Annotated in this window: 23 protein-coding genes; 6 read left to right on the top strand and 17 right to left on the bottom strand. The window is 62.5% G+C overall.

From position 1 onward, the window contains the following. The first annotated feature begins 53 nt into the window (after positions 1–53). A complete protein-coding gene (locus FHT79_RS28875; RefSeq protein ID WP_097595799.1) occupies positions 54–1,103 on the top strand; it encodes a DUF2336 domain-containing protein in 1,050 nt (349 codons plus the stop codon). Positions 1,104–1,118: 15 nt separating this feature from the next. On the opposite strand, the gene FHT79_RS28870 is transcribed toward FHT79_RS28875, so the two are convergent. The 4 genes from FHT79_RS28870 to FHT79_RS28855 form a co-directional block, all read right to left on the bottom strand. Next, positions 1,119–1,463, bottom strand: coding sequence for a DUF1491 family protein (locus FHT79_RS28870; protein ID WP_063476659.1), 345 nt, complete (start codon positions 1,461–1,463; stop codon positions 1,119–1,121). Positions 1,464–1,542: 79 nt separating this feature from the next. Beyond that, entirely contained in the window at positions 1,543–2,991 is a 1,449-nt protein-coding gene (locus FHT79_RS28865) for a methyl-accepting chemotaxis protein (protein WP_097630693.1), read from the bottom strand. Positions 2,992–3,112: 121 nt separating this feature from the next. Then, the gene (locus FHT79_RS28860; RefSeq protein ID WP_097595730.1) at positions 3,113–4,033 is read right to left on the bottom strand and encodes a peptidoglycan-binding domain-containing protein; all 921 of its coding nucleotides are present in this window, start codon (positions 4,031–4,033) and stop codon (positions 3,113–3,115) included. After that, the gene (locus FHT79_RS28855) at positions 4,005–5,546 is read right to left on the bottom strand and encodes a HAMP domain-containing sensor histidine kinase (protein WP_048338354.1); all 1,542 of its coding nucleotides are present in this window, start codon (positions 5,544–5,546) and stop codon (positions 4,005–4,007) included. Before FHT79_RS28855 ends, FHT79_RS28860 begins: the two co-directional genes overlap by 29 nt. Before the next feature lie 450 nt (positions 5,547–5,996). Here FHT79_RS28855 and FHT79_RS28850 point away from each other — a divergent pair, with 450 nt between their 5' ends. Continuing rightward, positions 5,997–6,491 (top strand): DUF5330 domain-containing protein, encoded by a 495-nt coding sequence (locus FHT79_RS28850; protein ID WP_097595731.1) that lies wholly within the window; start codon positions 5,997–5,999, stop codon positions 6,489–6,491. 435 nt (positions 6,492–6,926) lie between these two features. Then, the gene (locus FHT79_RS28845; protein WP_097595732.1) at positions 6,927–7,349 is read left to right on the top strand and encodes a SufE family protein; all 423 of its coding nucleotides are present in this window, start codon (positions 6,927–6,929) and stop codon (positions 7,347–7,349) included. Positions 7,350–7,787: 438 nt separating this feature from the next. Here the strand turns inward: FHT79_RS28845 and FHT79_RS28840 are convergent, their stop codons facing one another. From FHT79_RS28840 to FHT79_RS28800, 9 genes are all read right to left on the bottom strand, one after another. Beyond that, positions 7,788–8,219 carry a MucR family transcriptional regulator gene (locus tag FHT79_RS28840; protein WP_003557810.1) on the bottom strand — a complete coding sequence of 144 codons (432 nt, stop codon included), beginning with the start codon at positions 8,217–8,219 and terminating at the stop codon, positions 7,788–7,790. Positions 8,220–8,659: 440 nt separating this feature from the next. Then, on the bottom strand, positions 8,660–8,992 hold the full coding sequence (gene mnhG, locus FHT79_RS28835; protein WP_047614299.1) for a monovalent cation/H(+) antiporter subunit G: 333 nt from the start codon (positions 8,990–8,992) through the stop codon (positions 8,660–8,662). Beyond that, positions 8,989–9,342, bottom strand: a complete 354-nt coding sequence (locus FHT79_RS28830; protein WP_097595733.1) for a cation:proton antiporter — start codon at positions 9,340–9,342, stop codon at positions 8,989–8,991. The genes mnhG and FHT79_RS28830 overlap by 4 nt, the downstream gene beginning before the upstream one ends. After that, on the bottom strand, positions 9,339–9,815 hold the full coding sequence (locus FHT79_RS28825) for a Na+/H+ antiporter subunit E (protein ID WP_048338353.1): 477 nt from the start codon (positions 9,813–9,815) through the stop codon (positions 9,339–9,341). The genes FHT79_RS28830 and FHT79_RS28825 overlap by 4 nt, the downstream gene beginning before the upstream one ends. Then, complete coding sequence (locus FHT79_RS28820) at positions 9,812–11,368, bottom strand: Na+/H+ antiporter subunit D (protein WP_047614294.1); 1,557 nt, start codon at positions 11,366–11,368, stop codon at positions 9,812–9,814. Before FHT79_RS28820 ends, FHT79_RS28825 begins: the two co-directional genes overlap by 4 nt. A 67-nt stretch (positions 11,369–11,435) precedes the next feature. Next, entirely contained in the window at positions 11,436–11,813 is a 378-nt protein-coding gene (locus tag FHT79_RS28815; protein WP_028757653.1) for a Na+/H+ antiporter subunit C, read from the bottom strand. After that, positions 11,813–12,232, bottom strand: coding sequence for a Na(+)/H(+) antiporter subunit B (locus FHT79_RS28810; protein WP_097595734.1), 420 nt, complete (start codon positions 12,230–12,232; stop codon positions 11,813–11,815). The genes FHT79_RS28815 and FHT79_RS28810 overlap by 1 nt, the downstream gene beginning before the upstream one ends. A 4-nt stretch (positions 12,233–12,236) precedes the next feature. Then, the gene (locus tag FHT79_RS28805) at positions 12,237–14,594 is read right to left on the bottom strand and encodes a putative monovalent cation/H+ antiporter subunit A (RefSeq protein WP_183904593.1); all 2,358 of its coding nucleotides are present in this window, start codon (positions 14,592–14,594) and stop codon (positions 12,237–12,239) included. 178 nt (positions 14,595–14,772) lie between these two features. Beyond that, entirely contained in the window at positions 14,773–14,988 is a 216-nt protein-coding gene (locus tag FHT79_RS28800; protein WP_025570652.1) for a hypothetical protein, read from the bottom strand. A 187-nt stretch (positions 14,989–15,175) separates the two neighbouring features. Between FHT79_RS28800 and msrB the strand changes: the two genes are divergently transcribed. After that, complete coding sequence (msrB, locus tag FHT79_RS28795) at positions 15,176–15,589, top strand: peptide-methionine (R)-S-oxide reductase MsrB (RefSeq protein WP_025570650.1); 414 nt, start codon at positions 15,176–15,178, stop codon at positions 15,587–15,589. Positions 15,590–15,693: 104 nt separating this feature from the next. Further along, the gene (locus FHT79_RS28790; protein WP_025570648.1) at positions 15,694–16,221 is read left to right on the top strand and encodes a GNAT family N-acetyltransferase; all 528 of its coding nucleotides are present in this window, start codon (positions 15,694–15,696) and stop codon (positions 16,219–16,221) included. 15 nt (positions 16,222–16,236) lie between these two features. On the opposite strand, the gene FHT79_RS28785 is transcribed toward FHT79_RS28790, so the two are convergent. The 4 genes from FHT79_RS28785 to FHT79_RS28770 all read right to left on the bottom strand — a co-directional run bounded on the left by FHT79_RS28785 (position 16,237) and on the right by FHT79_RS28770 (position 18,914). Next, positions 16,237–16,938 (bottom strand): pentapeptide repeat-containing protein, encoded by a 702-nt coding sequence (locus FHT79_RS28785; RefSeq protein WP_025570647.1) that lies wholly within the window; start codon positions 16,936–16,938, stop codon positions 16,237–16,239. Positions 16,939–17,042: 104 nt separating this feature from the next. Further along, positions 17,043–17,570, bottom strand: coding sequence for a GNAT family N-acetyltransferase (locus FHT79_RS28780; protein WP_025570645.1), 528 nt, complete (start codon positions 17,568–17,570; stop codon positions 17,043–17,045). 69 nt (positions 17,571–17,639) lie between these two features. Then, on the bottom strand, positions 17,640–18,308 hold the full coding sequence (locus FHT79_RS28775; protein WP_028756898.1) for a hemolysin III family protein: 669 nt from the start codon (positions 18,306–18,308) through the stop codon (positions 17,640–17,642). A 186-nt stretch (positions 18,309–18,494) separates the two neighbouring features. Continuing rightward, the gene (locus FHT79_RS28770; RefSeq protein WP_028756897.1) at positions 18,495–18,914 is read right to left on the bottom strand and encodes a universal stress protein; all 420 of its coding nucleotides are present in this window, start codon (positions 18,912–18,914) and stop codon (positions 18,495–18,497) included. Between the two features lie 290 nt (positions 18,915–19,204). Between FHT79_RS28770 and FHT79_RS28765 the strand changes: the two genes are divergently transcribed. Beyond that, positions 19,205–20,065: a VOC family protein gene (locus tag FHT79_RS28765; RefSeq protein ID WP_047614286.1), complete on the top strand. Its 861-nt coding sequence runs from the start codon at positions 19,205–19,207 to the stop codon at positions 20,063–20,065. Positions 20,066–20,167 lie beyond the last annotated feature (102 nt).

Below are 20,167 nucleotides of genomic sequence, written 5' to 3'. Positions count from 1 at the left end.
GCCAGCGCATATCGGCCTGTGGTCCCCTTATTCTGCGTTTTCGGGGTATTGTTGTGCGTGACCGGTTTCGAGACCTAGAAGGCCCCTTGGCTGTCAGGAAAAAGGACGTGGTATTGATGGCGACTGTCAGCAGTTTCGAGAACCTGTCGCATCCGACACGGTCCGAACTGCGCCAATTTGCCGAGCTTTTCATGCCGCTGTTCCAAGCCTCCTCCGACGAGGCCAAGCGCCAGGCGGTCGCAGCCCTGTCCCAATGCGAGAACATGCCGGCCGCCGTGGCGCTGTTCATCGGCAATCAGCCGATCGAGATCGCCGCCCCTTTTCTTGCCGCCTCAAAGGCAATTGCCGACGATACGCTGATCACCATCGCGCGCATGCAGGGTGCTGCGCATGTCAAGGCGATCGTTAGCCGAGATTCACTCTCGCCGAAGGTCATCGATGCGCTGGTGGCGCTGCGCCAGACCCAGCCGCGATCGGCCGCCGCCTCGGCGCCGATCACGGAATCGCCGGCAGTCCCGCTTTCGCCGACGCCCACCGAAACCAATGAGGCGGATGCGCTGGAGGAACAGCGGGTGGCCAACGAAGAGGCGTTGCGCGAGCGCCTTCTCGGGCTTGCCGGTCATCTCGGCCGTGCCGACGAGGAAAGGCTCGGCCTGCGCACGCTCACCGACATTCAGGAGGCGTTGCTGGTGCGCTTCGCCCGCTCCCGCGAGGCGGCGCATTTCGCAACAGCCCTTGCCGATGCGCTGTCGGCCAGCCGCTGGCTTGCCGAGCGCATCATGCTTGATCTTTCCGGTCAACAGCTCGCCACGACGCTGACCAGCCTCGGCATGGGTTTTCTTGATGCCGTCTTCGTGCTCGAAAGGCTCTATCCGCATCTTGCCGAACAGCAGCACAACGTCACACGCGGCTGGATGGTGCTCGATGCACTTGACCCGGAAGAATGCCACGAACGTGTCGACGCCTGGCGGCGCGCCGATCGCTACACCTATAAGCCGGAGGCGCCGAATGTGACGCCTCCTCAGGAAACGCCGAACCATCGCTTCATCCACCAGACGCCGCCGCAACGCGACATGCGCGTCATGGGACGGCGGTATCGCTGAACCGGGGGGCGGCTGTCAGCCGTCCTTGGCAAGCGGGATCACGTCTCCCAATTCCTCCGCCTCCAGCTCGACGATCCAAAGATCGGGATCGAACCTGCGTTCACGCTCCAGCATGGCGCGCACCGCTTCCGGCTCGGCTCGCAACAGGCGGATCTCGAACAGCCGGTCGCCGGCCTGGCCTTCGTCGAAGGCGGTCTGCGGCGCCGGCGCATAGAGCGTTTCCAGGCCGTCGCGAAAATGCTGGCGGATGAAGATCGCACCCGCCTCCTCCGCCCCCTTTTTCTCGACGGCGGCAAAATCGCCGCTAGCGAAGACGCGACGCAGGAGGGCGGAAACGAAGATGTCGGCGCGTAATCTCATCGGCGCGGTATAGACCGGCGCGCCGGCGGCGGCAATGCAGGGTCAGTGTTTGACCCATGGAGTCAGAGTTTGACGAGGGTCAGACTTTGACGGCGAGCCGCAATCCACCCCAATGCCGTCCGCGGACGGTGATCGGAGCGGAGATATCCTTCATCATCACGAAATTGCCGCCGCCCATGTCGCGCCGATAGGTCTGGACGAGGAAGGGCGCGGTGCTGCGGCCGGCGGCAAGGCCGACGCGATCGGCAAAAATACGGCGATTGCGGCAATTGGCGGTGTTCCAGACGACGTCGCCGGGGCGTTGCGGCTGCGAGAATTTGCGGTTGTGGGTCGGCAGATAGCCGTTCTCGTCGATTGCCGCGCAGAAGGCGATACGCTCGTCCGAAGCAGCCGCGGGTTCCTGGATCGGTGGCAGCAGGCGATCGGTGAGTTCGGTGAAGGCGGCCATCACCTGGGCCGGATCCGAGCCCGGTATCGGCCGATAACGCCGGTCGAACAGAGCATCGAGCCCGATCTGTCCCTCGGCAACGGCGCGTTCGAAGGCGGCGGAAATCTGCCTCGCCACCGACTGCGCCTCCTCGATCCAACGGCTGTCGGCGGTCTTGACGCCGGCGCTCGCCGTCAGCTGGATCAGGGTTTCCGAGAGGCCGACGACGCTGTCGACGCGTTTTGCCGCCTGCTGCAACCTGACATTCGAGCCGGCGACCTCGGCCGACATCTCGCCGAGTTTCCCGACGAAGCCGGCGCATTGCAGGTCGACGGCCTCAGTGGTGTTGGCCATGACAGTCGAACTGTCGAGGATGCGGGTGATGACATGTTCCATGCTTTCGAAGGCCCCGCGCATCGCCTCCGACTTGTCGCGCACACCGGCCGCACTGTCGCGCGCATCGCTGCCGACGGCCGACAGCCGGTCGATCTTCACACGCAGTTCGTCGAGCGTCTGCTGGATGGAGCCGGTCGCCTTCGAGGTCTGCAGCGACAGCGCCCGGACCTCGGCGGCAACGACCGCAAAACCCTTGCCGGCATCGCCGGCGCGCGCCGCCTCGATCGCGGCGTTCAGCGCCAGCAGGTTGGTCTGGCGAGCGATGGTACTGATCTCCTCGGCGATATTGTCGACATCGGCAAGCGACTTGGAGAAGCCGGCGATCTCAGTGCCGATCTCGTTCGAGGACTGAACCATGTGGCCGATCTCGGCGACCGAGCCCGTCAGACGGTCGGCCGATTCCTTCAACATGTGACGGGCCTCTGCCGCCGTGCGGTCGGTTTCGCGCAGTGATACGGCGACCGAGCGGTTGGTCTCGGCGATCGAAAGCGCGGTGCGGGTGACATCATCGAAGGCGGAGGCATGCCGGGCCGACATTCCCGCCATATCCTGTATGGCGCCGGCGATATCGACGAGATCGATGCCAAGGGTGGAAGCCTCTTCGGCAAGGCGCAGCAGGATATGGCGCAACGCCTCGGGATCAGGGCCTTCCGCTTCGACCGCCGGTTCTCCGGCCAGATCGTCTATCGCCTTCAGCGCATGCATGCCGACGCTCCCCCGCCTCAATCAGAAAAGCTTCAGGCAACATGGTTAACAAGTTGCAAACAGCGGCCGTACCTTAGACTTAGGTTGTAGTGAGAAGGCCCGCTCGGTAACTGCGGAGCCGCTAGATCGCGCCAATTTCCTTGAGCTTCTTCAGCACCGCCTCGGTCGGCTCACCGTTTTCGGGCAGGTTGTAGTGCTTCTGGAAATGCCGGATGGCTGCGCGGGTCTGCTCGCCGGCGACGCCGTCGACGCCGACATTGGCATAGGCCATGTTGGAAAGGCCCTTTTGGATCTTCAGTACCAGATCGACATTGGTGAGTCCGCCAGAGGGAACCTGCTTTGCGGCCGGTGGAGACGTTTTGACCGTCTTTTCGGCGCTGCGGATCGCGGCTGCCACCGGGTCTTCCGCCGCCGCCTTCGAGCTCACATCCTCGGCCGGCTTTTCGGCGGGCACGGTCGAAGGGCCTGATGCATCGGTCTTCAGCGCCGCCAGCACCTCCGGCGTCGGATCGCCGGTCTGAGCCATGCCGACGGTCTCCTCGAAGAAGAGGATGGCTGCACTGGTGCGCGGACCGATGATGCCGTCGGGGGTGCCGTTATAGAGGCCGCGGCGCACCAGCTGCTGCTGGATCTCCATGACGAGCTGGCTCGGCTGCTGACCGGGTGCCGCCGGCGCTGGCGTCGCGTTGGTGGTGGCGGCATCCTCCGGCCGTTCGATCCGGAAGGTGGTGACGTCGCCCTGTTGCTCCTCGGCCAGGCGGCGGGCGCCGAGCACGGCTGGAGATTGGGGATCGCGGGTGCGGAAGATCGGGTGCGGATGCAGGCCCGGCTGATACCAGAGCGCATTGGCGGCGACGAAGGAGAAGATAACGACGAAGGTGATCGTGCCGCCGGCGACCGACGGATTGCGGCCGATGACGCCGCCGAGCGCGGATGCGCCCTGCAGGCTGAGCCCGCCGAGGGCGGCGGCGCCTGACATCAGTAGGCCCGGCTGCTGCCGTCCCCTTTTTCCCTTAGGCGATTTTCGCTTGCGCGCGGCCATCGAAGCGCCCCTCTTCCAGTTCTGCACCTGTATTGACCGCGCCCTTCAGCCGCGGCGGAAACTCGACAGTCGCACCATGGCCGGCGTCTTCGGCGTGCTTGGCGCCCGAGCCGTCCACCGCGATCTCGATGGTGATAATCGTGCCTTCGCCCGGCTGGCTGGCGATGGCGAAATGTCCGCCATGCAGCGCCACCAGTCCCTTGACCAGGGAAAGGCCGAGGCCGGAGCCTTCGAACCGGCGGGTATAGTCGTTCTGTATCTGGACGAAGGGCTGGCCGAGCGAGGCCAGCTTGTCGGCCGGGATGCCGATGCCGGTATCGCTGACCGTCAGCTTGAGGATACCGTCGCGCGCCGCCGCATCGACCGAGACGACGCCGCCGGCCTCGGTGAACTTGATGGCATTGCCGACGAGATTGATGAGGATCTGCTGGATGGCGCGTTGATCGGCGACGATCTCGCCGAGGCCGCGCTGGATACGGCTGGTCAGCGTGAGGCCTTTGGTCTTGGCCTGCAATGCCAGCATCGATTCGCAAGATTTGACGGAGCTCGAAATATCGAAGGCTTCGAGGATCAGCTCATAGCGACCGGCTTCGATCTTGCTCATGTCGAGCATGGTGTTGACGACGGACAGCAGATGCGCGCCGGATTCGCGGACCAGACCGACATATTCGCGCTGGCGGTCGTTTTCGAACTTGCCGAAATATTCGCCGATCAGGATATCGGAAAAACCGAGAATGGCGTTCAGCGGGGTGCGCAGCTCATGGCTGACGGCGGCGAGGAAGCGCGATTTGGCGTCGTTTGCCGATTCGGCATCGGCCGCGCGGTTCTGGGCTTCGTCACGCAGCTGCTGCTCGACGGAGACATCGCGCAGCTGGGCAATGATGGCGGCAAGTTCGCCGTCGGCATCGCGCCGGGCCGTCATGTCCATTCTAAGATAAGCGAACTGGCGCTGATCGCGCGAGACCGAGGGCCGATCGAGGCGCAGATCGACGCTTGCCGCATCCTCGCCCCGGCGCATGTCATCGAGCGCCTGCAGGAAAAGAATGCGGTCGGAGACATGCACCTGCTCCAGAAAGCCCCTGCCCTTGGGATCGCGCATCCAGGCGAGGAAATCGCGCCGGTCGCGGCCGCCGACGGTCGCCACACTGCCGTGCGGGTCGAGGAAGAAGACGAGGCCGGGAGTGGCGGCAAGGAAGAAATCCTCGGCCGACTGCGTGGCGATACCGGCGGACGAACCCTGACGGGCGAGCGCGATGCTGCCGACGGCGGAAAAGAGAAAGGCGGCGCAGACCATGGCGACACCGGCCGGCAGCGCGACAGCCGGACTGGTGACCGCCGAAAGACCGATGGGCGCGGCGACAAGAGCGACCGACGAGAACAGCACGAGGCGGCGCAGGATCGCGAGCTCGCGTTGACGCACGGCTTCACCGCCCCCGGTCCGGGAGAGCCAGCTTGTCGCTGCCCGGTCTACGAGGGCCGTCACCCAGCCGCCAATGTTACTCAATACACGCACGCAATACCCGCCCAAAAGGCTGTCTATCGATCCGGACAATAGGCCTTGGCGACTTAAAGAAAGGATAAGGCAAAAGCGCAGTTCACAGCCTGAAACGACCGAATTTCCCGTTTTGAGGCATCTGGAAGCGTCTTTGCCTTTTGTGGTTAATAGCAGGTAAGCGACGGATTTTCCTCATATTTCAGCATTGCGTTAACTCATGTGGCAAGGCGAGCCGGCAAAAGCCCTGCAATTGCAAGGAGGTGCTGCCCTGATGCTTAACGCCGATCGCTCGCATTCGACTAAAATGTCCCTCAAATGCCGTTCGCTAAAATTTGAACTAAATTTGCCGCAAATGCGCGTGAGTTTCGAAAAGCGGCATTCGCAACTTGGCGGTAGGGTGAAAACACACCGGACAACCGGCCTGATTCGGCGACAAGAACCGGACGGGAAACAGGATGGGCAACGACAATGTGGTTTCTGATCAAAGGATCCTTCTGGTTTGGCCTTGTGCTCGTGCTTCTCTCCGTCTTCAGCACGGAGAGTTCCGACAAGTTCGCCAGCGGCCCGCAATTGCAGCTTTCTGACGCCTTCACCGCGGCCAGCGGCGCCTATGACTATCTCACCGGCATGTGCTCGGAAAAACCCGAGGTCTGCGCCAAGGGCGGCGAAACCCTCACCGCACTCGGTTACCGGGCCCGCGAGGGCGCGCGCGTTGCCTATGAACTTCTCGACAGCCAGTTCAAGGACGAGGCGTCGGCGACCGCTAAGCTTGGCGAACCGCAGACGCCGGTCGCACTCAACATGCCTTCGCTGGCAGCACCCACCATCCAGGAAAAGGTGCGCGAGGCAAAGGCCGCGCTCAACCAGCCGATGCCTTACCGCCCGCCCGTCGAGGATGATGCCGCAGCCGAGACGGTGGTAACGGGCGCGATTCCGCTGCCGACGCCAAAGCCGGCGATCTGACGAAATTTCGCGGGCACCCGCCCGCAGTGCCTTTCGGTTTTACAGCTTGCATCGGTGGTTCGCATGACGCGGTGATGCCCCATGCCTGACGTGCCTGCCCTGTTTAATTCAGCATGTTGCTGCGCCGTGAGGATGCCCATCCCTCACGGCGTTTTTTCTATTGTTTGCGCAATTCCCGGCAAAACCGCTTCGCGCTTTGCCTGGGAAACCGCTTCACACTTTTCCTGGAATTGCTCCGGTCTGCGCAATTCCCGGCAAAACCGCTTCGCGCTTTGCCTGGGAAAACCGCTTCACACTTTTCCTGGAATTGCTTTAGTGGTTCAAAACTGCCGGTCTTTCACCTATATGCACATCTAGAGCATTTCCTCACGCATTCCGGACGCAAAACCGCTGCGCACTTTTGCTGGAACTGCTTTAACAGTGAAAGGCTTCCCCATGGCATCCCTCGACCAGATCATCGACGACTTCGCTTTCCTGGACGATTGGGAAGACCGCTACCGCTATGTCATCGAACTCGGCAAGGCGCTGCCCGACCTGGCCGAGGAGAAGCGCACCTCCGAGAACAAGGTGATGGGCTGCGCCAGCCAGGTCTGGCTGGTGACGCATACGACAGGCGATCCCGACAACCCGGTCATGAGCTTCGAGGGGGATTCCGACGCCCATATCGTGCGCGGTCTCGTCGCCATCGTGCTGGCCACCTATTCCGGCAAGCCGGCATCCGAAATTACCGGGCTCGATGCCTTCGAGATTTTCTCGAAGATCGGGCTGGTGGAGAACCTGTCATCGCAGCGCTCGAACGGACTGCGCTCGATGGTGAACCGGATCCGCGAAGAGGCGAAAGTCCGCGTCGCGGCTTGAACGCGATCATGGCCGAGCGGCTTTGAAGCAAACAGGGCGGCGGATTCGCAAGCGCCCGCTCAGGTGTATCCAGTATATTCACACTTGCTCATAGTATAGGAATACATTCTAAATCCGCCGGCAAAGCATAAGACGGGATCGCGCACGCTCTCTGGACATCCGCCCGAATCATTTGCGCAGGCTCGAAATACTGGAAAGATTATTTTCCTCGCCTTGAAACGGCACACAAAAACATGAGACCGGCCCCTCACTCTAACCTACCGGGGTCGAGCCACAGGGTCTCGACCCATCTTTCGGCCCCCGTAAACGGGGCGAAGGTGATGCCGCGCCTGTGCGAACCGGACAGCAATGGCATGACGCCGAGTCGAGAGCGAAGTTCCACAAATTGAAAAGCCGGGCACTAGGCCCGGCTCTTGTCGTCGACGCTTTCGAAAAAGCTCAGCCGCGGCCGCGCTTGCGGCGCTGACCCAGGCCCATCTCCTTTGCCAGGCGCGAACGCGCTTCGGCATAAGCGGGCGCTACCATCGGGTAATCGGTCGGCAGGTCCCACTTCTCGCGGTATTCTTCAGGCGAGAGGCTGTGATGCGTCATGAGGTGACGCTTGAGGGACTTGAAGTTGCCGCCGCATTCCAAACACGTGATCTGCTCGTCCTGTACCGACTTGCGGACAGAAACTGCAGGCTTCTGCTTTTCGACGATCGCCGCAGCAGGCTGCGGAACGGACGTGTTGCTCAGTGCCGAATGCACGTCGGAAATCAGATTGGCCAAGTCGCTGACCGGTACAACATGGTTGCTGACATAAGCCGCGACGATGTCGGCCGTCAGTTCCACAAGCAGCTCCGGCGCATTGCCGGTCGCTATATCCGTCATATTCTTTCTCCTGTTAGCATGCTCAAACGGTCTTTGACTGACACGTCAAAGACCCGCCTCGTAGAAGCGAACAGCAAAAGTACAGGAAGCGACCTTCTGTTTCGAAAAACGCGAAATCCACCCCTAGATTCCGAAGACCGATACCTATTCTTATACTGCCTGACTGGAAACCACTACGTCATGCTCCACGCGATGGCCTCAGTTTAGACATTAAAAATCAAAACTGAGGGACTTGGAAGCAGTACGATTGCAATTCACAATCAGAACTCTACTTGCATTTTCAAATACCATCGTTTGGCCAAAAGGCCAATTATTATTTGTCGTTTTTCTTGAGAAAAAATGACAGATGAAGAATTGAAGGGCTTTCCGGCAAGCTTTACTCACAGCTTCCTGTGCATAAGTTTTGCATAAATCTGGTAAAGTCGCCAAACAGCACAGGCTCAGCGATCCGGCATATCATCACGAACCGAGAGTGCAGCCAGATCATATCCCGAATGATGGGCAGCTCTGGCAAGCAGATGGGCAGACACCGGCGCCGTCAGCAGGAAGAAGACGAAGCCGGCAATGGCGCGGGCGAGAATCGCCAGATCTTGCGAATAGAGGCCGGCGGCAAGCAGCAGCAGGCCTGAGCCGACCGTACCGGCCTTCGAGGCCGAGTGCATGCGCATGTAGAGATCGGGCAATCTGACCAGGCCGATCGCCGCCGCCAGCGTAAAGAACGCCCCGGCAATCAGCAACGCAGCGGTGATCGCAGCCACGAGATAATCCATCATCGCGTCTTGCCCCCTGCCCGGCGCTTATTCCCGCCACCCTTTGCTGCAGCTGCGGAAGGCGGCGATTTGATGTTGCCGCGCGACAGCACGAATCGGGCGAAGGCGACCGTCGCCAGGAAGCCGACGAGACCGAGCGAGATGGCGATATCGATATAGAGCGAAAAGCCGGTTTTGACCGCGATGACGGCGATGAAACCGATGGCGACGCCGGTCAGCATGTCGAGCGCCAGGATACGATCCGGCAATGTCGGCCCGGCGACGACGCGCCAGACCGTCAGAATCAGCGCCAGGCCGAGGATGACGAGTGCGGCCGAGGATGCGACCGCGACGATGGCGGCAGGTGTGATCACCGGAAGGCCTCCATGATCTTGCGTTCAAAACCGTTGGCGATGTCACGCTTGCTCGCCTCCGCATCGGAACAATCGAGCGCGTGGACATAGAGCGTGCGGCGATCTGTGGAGACGTCGACCGAAAGCGTGCCGGGCGTCAGGGTGATGAGGTTTGCGAGCAAGGTGATCTCGAAATCGCTCGTCACCGTCAAAGGGAAGGCGAAGATGCCGGGCTTCAGCTTCATATCGGGCGAGAGCACGGTGACCGTGACCTTCCAGGCCGACAGCGACAATTCCTTCAGGAACAAAGCGGCGAGCGAGAGCAGCGGGCCGATGCGAGGGATATGCCCCCCCTTGCCGCCGAAAGAGTCGCGGATGACGACCAGCGCCAGGGCCCCAAGCAGGAAGCCGAAGACGAGATTGTGCAGCGAGGCGCTGCCGGTGACGGCGACCCAGGCAATGGCCAGCAGCAGGTTGAAGAGGAAGGCGATCACCGCGCGCCTCCCGGGAAGACCGAATGAAGATAGGCCCCTGGTTCGACAAGGCCGGCGGCCGCCGATTGCGACAGCGCCAGCAGCCGCTCCGGCAGGATGCCGAAGCCGATGACCAGCGCCGTCAGCGCGGCGAGCGGCAGGCCGGTGCGCCAGTTCGCTCTCGACGGAGCGAGCACCATCGCCGCCGGGCGCCAATAGACGAGCAGGAAGAGGCGGCCGAAGGCGATCGTCGTCAAAAAACCGCCGACGAGAATCGCCGCCGCCAGCCACCAGGCGCCGCTATCGAGCGAGGCCTTGACGAGCATGACTTTCGGCCAGAAGCCGGAAAAGGGCGGCAAGCCGCAGGCAGCCAGGAAGAGCACCAGGGAGAGCGCGGTGAAGCCGCCGCTTTGCCGGTAGAGCCCGCCGAGGGCTGACAGTGAAAAGCCGCCGCCGCGCCGGGCGATCTCGCCGGCGGCAAGATAAAGTGCGGTCATCAGCACCATGGAATGGAGCGCATAGAAGACCGCGCCGCTGATGCCGCCAAGGCCGCTGACGCCGCCGAGAGCGACGCCGGCGAGCATGTTGCCGATGCCCGATATGACGACATAGCCGAACAGCCTGCGGATATCGTTTTCGGCAAGAGCGCCGAGAGCGCCGACGACAATGGTAGCGGCAGCGGTGAGCGCGATCAGCGGACTCAGTTCCGCGCGTTCCACCGGCAGCAGCATGACGATCACCCGTATCAGCGCGTAGATGCCGACCTTGGTGAGCAGGCCGGCAAACAGCGCGGAGACCACGATGCGCGGCGTATGATAGGCGGCGGGCAGCCAGAAATTCACCGGGAAGGCGGCCGCCTTCATACCGAAGGCGAGCAGGAAGAGGCTCGCCAGCGTCATCAGCGGTGCGGTGCCGCGCAAATCCCTCGCTCTTGCGGCGATATCGGCCATGTTGAGCGTGCCGAAGGCAGCATAGAGAATGCCGACGCCGATCAGGAACAGCGTCGTGGCGATGAGATTGAGCACCGCATATTTCAGCGCGCCGTCGATCTGTTCACGTTCGGAGCCGAGGATGATCAGCCCGAAGGAAGAGATCAGCAGCACCTCGAACCAGACATAGAGATTGAAGATATCGCCTGTGAGAAAGGCGCCGGTGACGCCGGCCATCAGCAGCATGAGCAGCGGGAAGAAACCGTACCGCCGGCCGCTCTGACCGATATCGGCCAGCGCATAGATGCCGCCGGCGAGCGCCGCAAGAGCTGCTGTGAAGGTCATCAGCGCACCGAAGAGATCGACGGTGAAGGCGATGCCGAAGGGCGGCAGCCAGCGCCCCATGACCATGGTCAGCGGCCCTTCGGCTGCGACCTTGGCGAGCAGCGCCGCATCGATCAGCGCCAGGCCCGCAAGCCCTGATATGGCAAGCCAGGCCTGCACACGTGGATAGCCACGGAGCATCAGCAGAACCGCACCGAGCGTGATGCAATGGGCGACCGGCAGGATGGCGAGCCAATGGGCGAGCGGCACCGGGGCGGCAATCAGGGCATCGGAGAGATCGACGGTGGTTGGGGCGGCCATCAGGTGACGCCTCCACTACCGCGAGAAAGGGTTTGCCATGGGGCAAGCATCCGCACCAGCATCCGCCTCAATACCCCAATGGCGGCAGCGGCCGGTCGTCGGGCTCGGCGGCGCGCATGTCGTTGGTGTCGTCGGTGCCGAGGTCCTGATAGGCGCGATAGGTCAGCACCAGCAGGAAGGCGAGGAAGGAGAAGGAGATGACGATCGCCGTCAGGATGAGGGCCTGCGGCAGCGGGTTGGCCGCACCTACGGGCAAGGTTTCGAGACCCGCCGGAATGATCGGCGGCACCCCGCGCGTCAGCCGGCCACCGGTGAAGAGCAGCAGGTTGACGGCATTGCCGAGGATGGCGATGCCGAGCACGATGCGGATCGAGAATTTCGACAACAAGAGATAGATGGCGGCGGCGAAGAACAGGCCGACGAGGATCGAAAGAAGCGGCTCCATCATCCCACCTCCTTTTCTTCCAATGCCAGCGCGATCGAGGTGGTGGCGCCGAGCACGACGAGATAGACGCCGACATCGAAGAGCATGACGCTCGACAGCGGCACTTCGAGACCGAAGAGGTTCGGATAGATCCAGAGGCCGGTCATGAAGGGAACGGCAAAGAGGATGGAGAGAAGGCCGGCAAGGGTCGACAGCAGCAGGCCGAAGCCGGCAATCGACAGCGGATGGAAGAACAGCGCCCGGCGAACGGCGGCAACGCCGCTGGCAATGCCGTAGATCGCCAGTCCCGAGGCGGCGATCAGCCCGCCGATGAAGCCGCCGCCCGGCTCGTTGTGGCCGCGCAGCAGCACGAAGACGGAAAACAGCAGCATCAGCGCGGTGAGGAACGGGGCGACGGTGCGGAAGATCAGGGTGTTCATCGGATCAGCCCTCCACCCCGGGATCATTGGCGGCAAGCTTGCGCTCACTGCCGGCGCGGATACGGATCAGCGCCAATATGGCGAGGCCGGTGACGGCGACGACGGCGATTTCGCCGAGCGTGTCGGTGCCGCGGAAATCGACGATGATGACGTTGACGACATTGGCGCCGTGGGCAATCGATTTCGAATAGGTATTGAAGAAGACCATCAGCGCGTCGTTGAACGGCGCCTCGGTCGCCCGCATCAGCAGAAGCGCGAAGCCGAGGCCGCAGACGAGCGCAAGCGCACCGTCGAAGAGCCTGCGGCCGAGCGGGCGCCGGTCGGCGGGCGAGAGGCGAAGCCTGGTCATGACGAGGGCGAGGATGACCACCGACAGCGTTTCGACCATGAACTGGGTGAAGGCGAGATCCGGCGCACCAAACAGCAGGAAGATGATGGCGACGGCGAAACCCTGGATGCCGAGCGAGACGATCGCCGTCAGCCGGTCGCGGGCGACGAGCACGGCGGCAAGGCCGAAGGCGGCGATCAAGAAGACCGCCCATTCATGCAGCCTGACATCGGCCGGCCAGGCGGGAAGACGCGGCAGTTCGCCATAGACGACAAGCGGGACGATGAGGATGGCGGCAACGCAGAGGAAAGTGCAGGTGACATAGATCTCGAGCCGCCCCGGCTGGAGCACACGCATGGCGCGGGCGGCGAAGCGGACAAGGCCGGATATGGCGAGGTCGAAACCGTGATCCGGCCCGCGCCCGGCCGCACGCAGGAGGACGGCCATCGCCGAGCGGGCGGGCGCGAGCTGCCAGTAGACGCCGATGCCGACGAGCACGGTCAGAGCGGAGAGTGCCAAAGGCAGGCCGAGATGCGGCGTCAGCGAAATGTCGATTTCCACAGGGGTCTGGCGGATGGCGGCTGATATCGGCGAGGACAGAACGGCATGGGTGAAAGTCGAAAAGACCGCCGCGAGCAGGCCGAGGATGGCGAGAACGGCCGGGCCGAGCCAGAGCAGGACGGGCGCTTCGTGCGGATGTTTCGGTGTCTCCACCGGCTGGCCGAGGAAGGGCTTCAGCGCCACGGCGAAGGCGACCGCGAACATCAGCGCATTGCCGAAGACGGTTATGGCGGTGAAGGTCAGCGCGCGGATGTCGCCGCCGATAAGGGCGGTATAGATCTCCTCCTTGGCGAGGAAGCCGAAGAAGGGCGGCAGGCCGGCCATGGAGAAAGCCGCCGCGAGCGCAATGATCCAAGTCAGCGGCATCGCCCGCATCAGGCCGCGGAGCCTGGTGATATCGCGTGTGCCGGTCTCGTGATCGATGATGCCGGCGATCATGAAGAGCGCGCCCTTGAACAGCGAATGCGCCACCAGATAGAGGGCCGCCGCCTCCACCGCATGTTCCGAGCCGAAGCCGATCAGCATGACCAGCAGGCCGAGCGATGAGACGGTGGTATAGGCAAGCTTGAGCTTCAGGTCTGTCTGGCGGATTGCGAGCGTGGTGCCGACCACCAGCGTCAGCCCGCCGAAGAAGGGCAGAAGGATTTCCCAGGCAGCCGTCGCCCCCATGGCGGGATTAAGCCGCATCAAGAGATAGACGCCGGCTTTCACCATGGTGGCCGAATGCAGGTAGGCCGAAACCGGCGTCGGCGCCTCCATGGCGTTCGGCAGCCAGAAATGAAAGGGAAACTGCGCCGACTTGGTGAAGGCACCGCCCAGGACCAGGATGAGGGCGGCGAGATAGAGCGGACTTTCGCGCACGACATCGCCGAAGCCTGTGAGCTCAGACATCTGCGTGACGCCTGTGATGTTCCAGAGCAGCAGCAGGCCGGCCAACAGGCAGAGCCCTCCCCCGCCGGTCACAACAAGCGCCTGCAGGGCGGCGCGGCGAGCCGCTTCCCGCTCGTGATCGAAACCGATCAGCAGGAAGGAGGTGATCGATGTCAGTTCCCAGAAGATGAAGAGCATCAGGAAACTGTCGGAAACGACGAGGCCGAGCATCGCGCCCATGAAGAGAAAGATGAAGGAGAAGAAGCGGCCCTGATCCTTGTGTCCCTTGAGATAGCCGCCGGCATAAAGCACGATCAGGGTGCCGATGCCGGTGATCAGCAGCGCGAAAGCCAGCGACAGGCCGTCGAGGAACCAGGAGAAGGAGAGATGATAGCTCGGTACCCAGGCATACCCGCCGGTGACGACCTGGCCGCGCGCGATCTGCGGGACGAAACGCAGGAAATGCAGGAAGGCGAGCAAGGGCGCGATCGCCAGAAGCCAGGCCCCGTTGGCACCGAGCATGCGGATGACGAAGGGGGCGGCAAGAGCGCCGGCGAGCGGGAGACACAGGGCCAGAAATGTCAGAGCCGTGACATCGGCCATGTCTCCTCCCCAACCGCAAAAGAAACGAAACGCCAGCGAAAACCGGCCTGTCTTCATGACTTAGGCGAAACGGGAGGGCGCCTCAAGCGATTTCGGCCGCAGACAAAGCTGCAGGTGTGTTCGAAGCGGTTCAGACCGCAGACCGGCCCGTCGATCAGGCCGTCGGCCGGTCCGTCGATCAGGCCGTCGGCCGGGAAAGACGCGTCAGCAGCCGGGCGACGCAGCCGTGCAGGACGAAGACCAGAAGCGTCAGCGGCCAGAGCAGGCAGGCAAAGAGGCCGGCGAGACGATGCAGCGTCAAGCCGTCATGGTTGGCCCAGCCTTCCAAAAGCGTGACCGCCATGGCGGCCACGGCGACGAGGCCGTAGAGCAGGACGATTGCTGCTTCAAACACCTGTGATTCCCCAATGCACGTAACATTAACCCTAACAGAAAACCCCTAACGGATGTAAGAGCAAGCGTCCTCCCCCAAAAGCGGTACACGGCGAATTGGGCAGGATGGTGCCCAAGACTTGATGAATCGGTGACGGCGCACCACATTTTGCGCGAAACGGAACCGCCCTCGGCGAAAGGAGCATGGCATGTCCGAAACTGCAACCACCGCCAAGATCCACAAGACCGATGCCGAATGGAAAGAGCAGCTCACGCCTGAGCAATACCGCATCACGCGCCAGCACGGCACCGAACGCGCCTTCACCGGCCCCTATTGGGATTCCTTCGAGACAGGGCTTTACCGCTGCGTCGGCTGCAATGCCCCGCTTTTCCGCTCCGACACCAAATTCGATGCCGGCTGCGGCTGGCCAAGCTATTTCGAGGCAGTCTCGCCCGATGCGGTGACCGAACATCGCGACACGACCTTTGGCATGGTGCGCACCGAAATCCGCTGCGGCGCCTGCGAGGCCCATCTCGGCCACGTCTTTCCCGACGGCCCGCCGCCGACCGGCCTGCGCTACTGCATCAACGGCCATTCCATGGTGTTCGAACCCGGAAAGTAAGTGCTGAGCCGCGCCATCGGCAAGCGGCTCGTCCGGATGCAATGAGCCGCTGATCTTCTGTGTCGTTCACGCTATCGACCGACCGGTAGTCCCAGGAGAAGCCAATGGCGGGAGATATCCTGAAGACCGATCGGCTGGTGCTGCGGGAGATCACGCCTGCCGACCTGCCGTTTCTCCACCGCATTTTCAGCGATGCCGAATCCATGCGTTATTACCCCGGCATCAAGAGTTTCGACGAAACCGCGCGCTGGTTTCAGAGGCTCGCCTTCGACAGTTATGCCAGTCACGGTTTCGGCCTCTGGGCGGTGACGGACCGGCAGAGCGGCGCGTTGCTCGGAGATTGCGGCATAACGATGCAGGAAACGTCTGCGGGGCTGGAACCTGAGATCGGCTATCATCTGTGGCGCGACCATTGGGGCAAGGGCTATGCGGTCGAGGCAGCCACCGCATGCCGGGACCACGCGCTTGATACCTTTAGTCTTGCGCGCATCGTCTCCATCGTCAGGCCCGACAACATTCTCTCGCGGCGCGTTGCGGAGCGGGTGCACCGGCGGCGGGAAACATTCGCCAAAACAGGCAGCCCCGATGGCGGCATGATGGAATTCTACCTCTACATCACGGACGCGGCGTAGAGCTGTACGGACCCATCACTCGTGGTCGGCGGGACAGGGCCAGCTTGTCGGGGCGGAGAGGCCGGCCGGCAGCTTGGTCGAGGCATCGCCGCAGGCAAGGTCGATCTGCGCCTGTTCGAGCCCGGTTGCGGCCGAGAGGTCGAGACCTTCGATGCGGGTCAAGAACATGAAGGCGCGTTCGAACATCGCCGGGCCTTCGAGGGCCGCGCCGGAGAGATCGGCGCGGGAGAGATTGGCGAAAGAGAATTTCGTCCCCGTCAGCACGGCCTTGTCGAAATCGGCGCGGCCGAGTTCGGCCTTTTCGAAGCTTGCGCCGGCAAGCCGGGCGCTGGCGAAATTGGCCCGCTGCAACTCGGCGCCGGCAAAGGAAGCGCCTTCGGCGATGATATTGGCGAAGCTGGCGCGATAGGCCTCGATCTTGGCGAAGTTGGCGCCTTCGGCATGGGCGCCCTCGAGCGAGGCGCGCACCAAGGTCGCCTTCTCGAGATTGGCGGATTTGACGTTGGCGCCGGCGAGATCGGTCAGCGAGAAATCGGTGCCGAAGAGATTGGCGCCTTCGAGATCACTGCCCTGCAGCATCAGGTTCTTCTTGGTGCATTCCTGCCAGTCGAGCTTTGGCGATGCCAGGCTGCCGCAATCGGCGGCGCGTGCTGCAACCGGCGGAAATGCCAGTAGAATGAGGGCAAGGAGACCGAGCGACGATCTGTGCATTGCCATTGAACTGTTCACCTCCGTGACATTCTGAAGCCGCCTCCGGCGAAGCAGGCTTCTTCCACTTTCTTACACAGCTCAGACTACAATAAAAAGATGGCAAGCGCCCTTCACAATGGGTTGCCGGACGACTCCAGAGGCAAGCGAAGCTCCATGCAGGTAAGGTCCAGCCAGCGGCCGAACTTGGTGCCGACCTCGGAAAATCTGCCGGCGATGCGGAAACCGAGCTTTTCGTGCAGCCTGATCGAGGCGGTGTTCTCAGCCTCGATGCCGGCGATCATCACATGGATATTGGCGGCCGCGGCACGTGCGATCAGTTCCCGCATCAGGCGCTCGCCGATGCCGGCACCGCGGCAATCCTTGTCGACATAGACGGAATGCTCCACCGTGTGGCGGTAACCGTCGAAGGCCCGCCAGTCACCATAGGAGGCGTAACCCGCGACCTTGCCCGCCATCTCGGCAACGATGACGGGAAAGCCGCGCGCCTTGCGCGCCTTGAACCATTCCAGCCGATTTTCAAGATCGACCAGCGTGTCGTTCCAGATCGCCGTCGTGTGCTCGACGGCGTGATTGTAGATATCGCGGATAGCGGAAAGATCGGCTTCGGTGGCGTCGCGGAGGAGGACAGCGTCTGTCATGATGCTCAGGTTCACATTGTCTGCGAAGGCGGCATACGCCCGACCCCGACAGATGTAAACGGCCGTCGTTCAGACACCCGGCGCCGGCAGGCTGAAACAGGTGAAGACGGCCGAATAATGCACCGCCGCAGCGGTGACGACGAAACCGTGCCAGATGGCGTTCTGGAAGCGCAGCTTCTCCCAGACATGGAAGATGACGCCGAGCGAATAGATGACGCCGCCGATGACGATCAGCAGCATCGAGGCCGAGGGAATGCGCGCGGCGACAGGTCCGGCCACCAGCACGCCGCTCCAGCCCATGGCGAGATAAAGCAGGATGGCGAGGCGGTCGTAGCGCCCGGGAAAGACGCATTTCAGGATAATGCCGATAGCGGCGAACAGCCAGATCGCGACCAGCATGAAGAGGAGCAGTGGATCGTCGGCGCCGCGTTCGAGGAAGGGCGTGTAGGTGGCGGCGATCAGCAGGAAGATCGCCGAATGGTCGAAGCGGCGCAGGTACCATTTCGTACGCGAGACCGGCCAGGCGTTGTAGGAAAAGGAAATGGCCAGCGTCAGCACCAGCCCGACGCCATAGATCCAGGCGGCGGCGAGCGCGCCGTAGGAGCTCCAGACCGTGGCGTAGAAAATCAGGACGGTGGCGCCGATCAGCGCCAGCACGAGACCGACGCCGTGGACGATACCGTCGGCGATCAGTTCATATCTGTCGTAAGCCCAGCGAATGCCGTTGAACTCGGCCATGCACGCCAATCCGTTTCATACCCCGGTTGCAATCGTCGCATCGAACGGGTGGAGGCGCAACTGCGGCAAAGCGCACCGGCGGTAAATCTTCGTGACAGCCAGGCAGGCAGTCTGCGCTGCCTTTGATGGTACGCGGACAAGGACTGCGGCCGACGCACGACACGCCGAACAGGCAGTGGCCCAGGATCAAATCTTCTGCCGGTCGACCAGCACCGAGCATTTGGCATGGCGCACGACCCGATCGGCAGTGGCGCCGATGAAGTAGTTGGAAAAGTCCGGAACGTGCGAGGCGACGATGATGAGATCGGCGCCGTGGCTTTCGGCGGTCGAGATGATGGCTTTGGCAGGTGGACCGTTGCGGATCTCGACGGTTGCCGTGACGCCGGTGGTCGCGAGCAGCGCTTGCAGCTTGTCGCGGCTGTCCTGCATGGCGTCCTCGACCATATTGGCCGGCAGTTCGATCGCGACATAGCTCGGCACATCTTCGATGACGTTGAGCGCGATGATCTCGCCGCCGTCATCGAGCAAGGACGCGGCCTTGCGGAGGATCTTTTCTCCCTTTTCGATGCCGCCGAGCGCGATCGCTACGATGATCTTCCTGTACATGGCTTCCCTCCATGACTGAGATATATAAGCTTCCTCTAAAGAAGATATGGGCGCATTGATCGCAATCAAGTGGGCGCAAGCCATCGTCAACATCTGCTCAACGCTTCATCGTCAAAAACGGGTCTTCTGTGAACAATCGGAATGCGCCATATAGGGGTCAAGTACGGCAGCCAGGGAGATAAAGACGAATGAACCGGCGAAACTTCCTTGAGCTTGCCACGGGCGGCGTGTTTGCCGCCACAGCCGGTACGCCTTCCCTTTCGCGGGCCAATTCTCCAGGAGAGCCATCCATGACGAGCGAAACTTCCTATGCGCTAACGCGGCCTGCCTATATCGATCAGTCGCATCTCGTCGTGACCGACCTCGGCCTGGTGTCCGGCTTCTATCAATCGATGCTCGGCCTGAAGGTGATCGAGAAGACGGCGAGCGGCGAAGTGCTGGGTGTCGGCGATCTGCCGTTGCTGACGCTGACCACGGCAAAAGATGCTGCGATCGCGCCCCGCAATGCCGCCGGCCTTTTCCACACCGCCTTCCTGATGCCGAACCGGGTCGAACTCGCACGCTGGCTGCGCCATGCGGCACACAATAATGTCGTGCTCGACGGCGCCTCGGATCATCTCGTCAGCGAGGCGATCTATCTGTCCGATCCCGAAGGCAATGGTATCGAGATCTATGCCGACCGGCCGCACGAACAATGGAAGTTCCACCAGGATGGCATGGTGGAGATGGCGACGCTGCGCCTCGACCTCCAGGCGCTCTACAACAGTGCGCCTGATGAGCGCTGGGACGGCATGGCTGCGGGGACGGCGATCGGCCACCTGCATCTGCAGGTCGGCGACATCCCGCAGGCCGACGCCTTCTACCACGACGTTCTCGGCCTCAAGCTGATGGCGCGTTATCCCGGCGCGAGCTTCTTTGCGACCGGCGGCTACCATCACCATCTCGCCGCCAATATCTGGAACAGCCGCGGCGCCACTGCGCGCGCCGGCAACATGACCGGGCTTTCGGACTACAAGGTCCGCTTCAATGACAAGGCGACGCTGGATGCGGCAGTCTCCAAGCTCGATGCACTGGAGATCAAGAGCGAGAAGCGCGACGGCGGCGTATTCCTCAAGGATCCCTGGGGCATCGGCCTGACGCTTTCGGCATAATTTCCAGGTCGCGTCGGGTCAGCCATAACGGTTGAAGAGGCTCGCGCCATGGAGCAATGCCGTCGACGCAAAGACATGCGGCATGCAGCGTATCGGATGGTC

The sequence above is a fragment of the Rhizobium sp. BK212 genome (assembly GCF_014197475.1).
Taxonomy (GTDB): domain Bacteria; phylum Pseudomonadota; class Alphaproteobacteria; order Rhizobiales; family Rhizobiaceae; genus Rhizobium; species Rhizobium anhuiense.
Note: the sequence above shows the minus strand (reverse complement) of the source record. Positions and strands in the feature narration are given on the sequence as shown.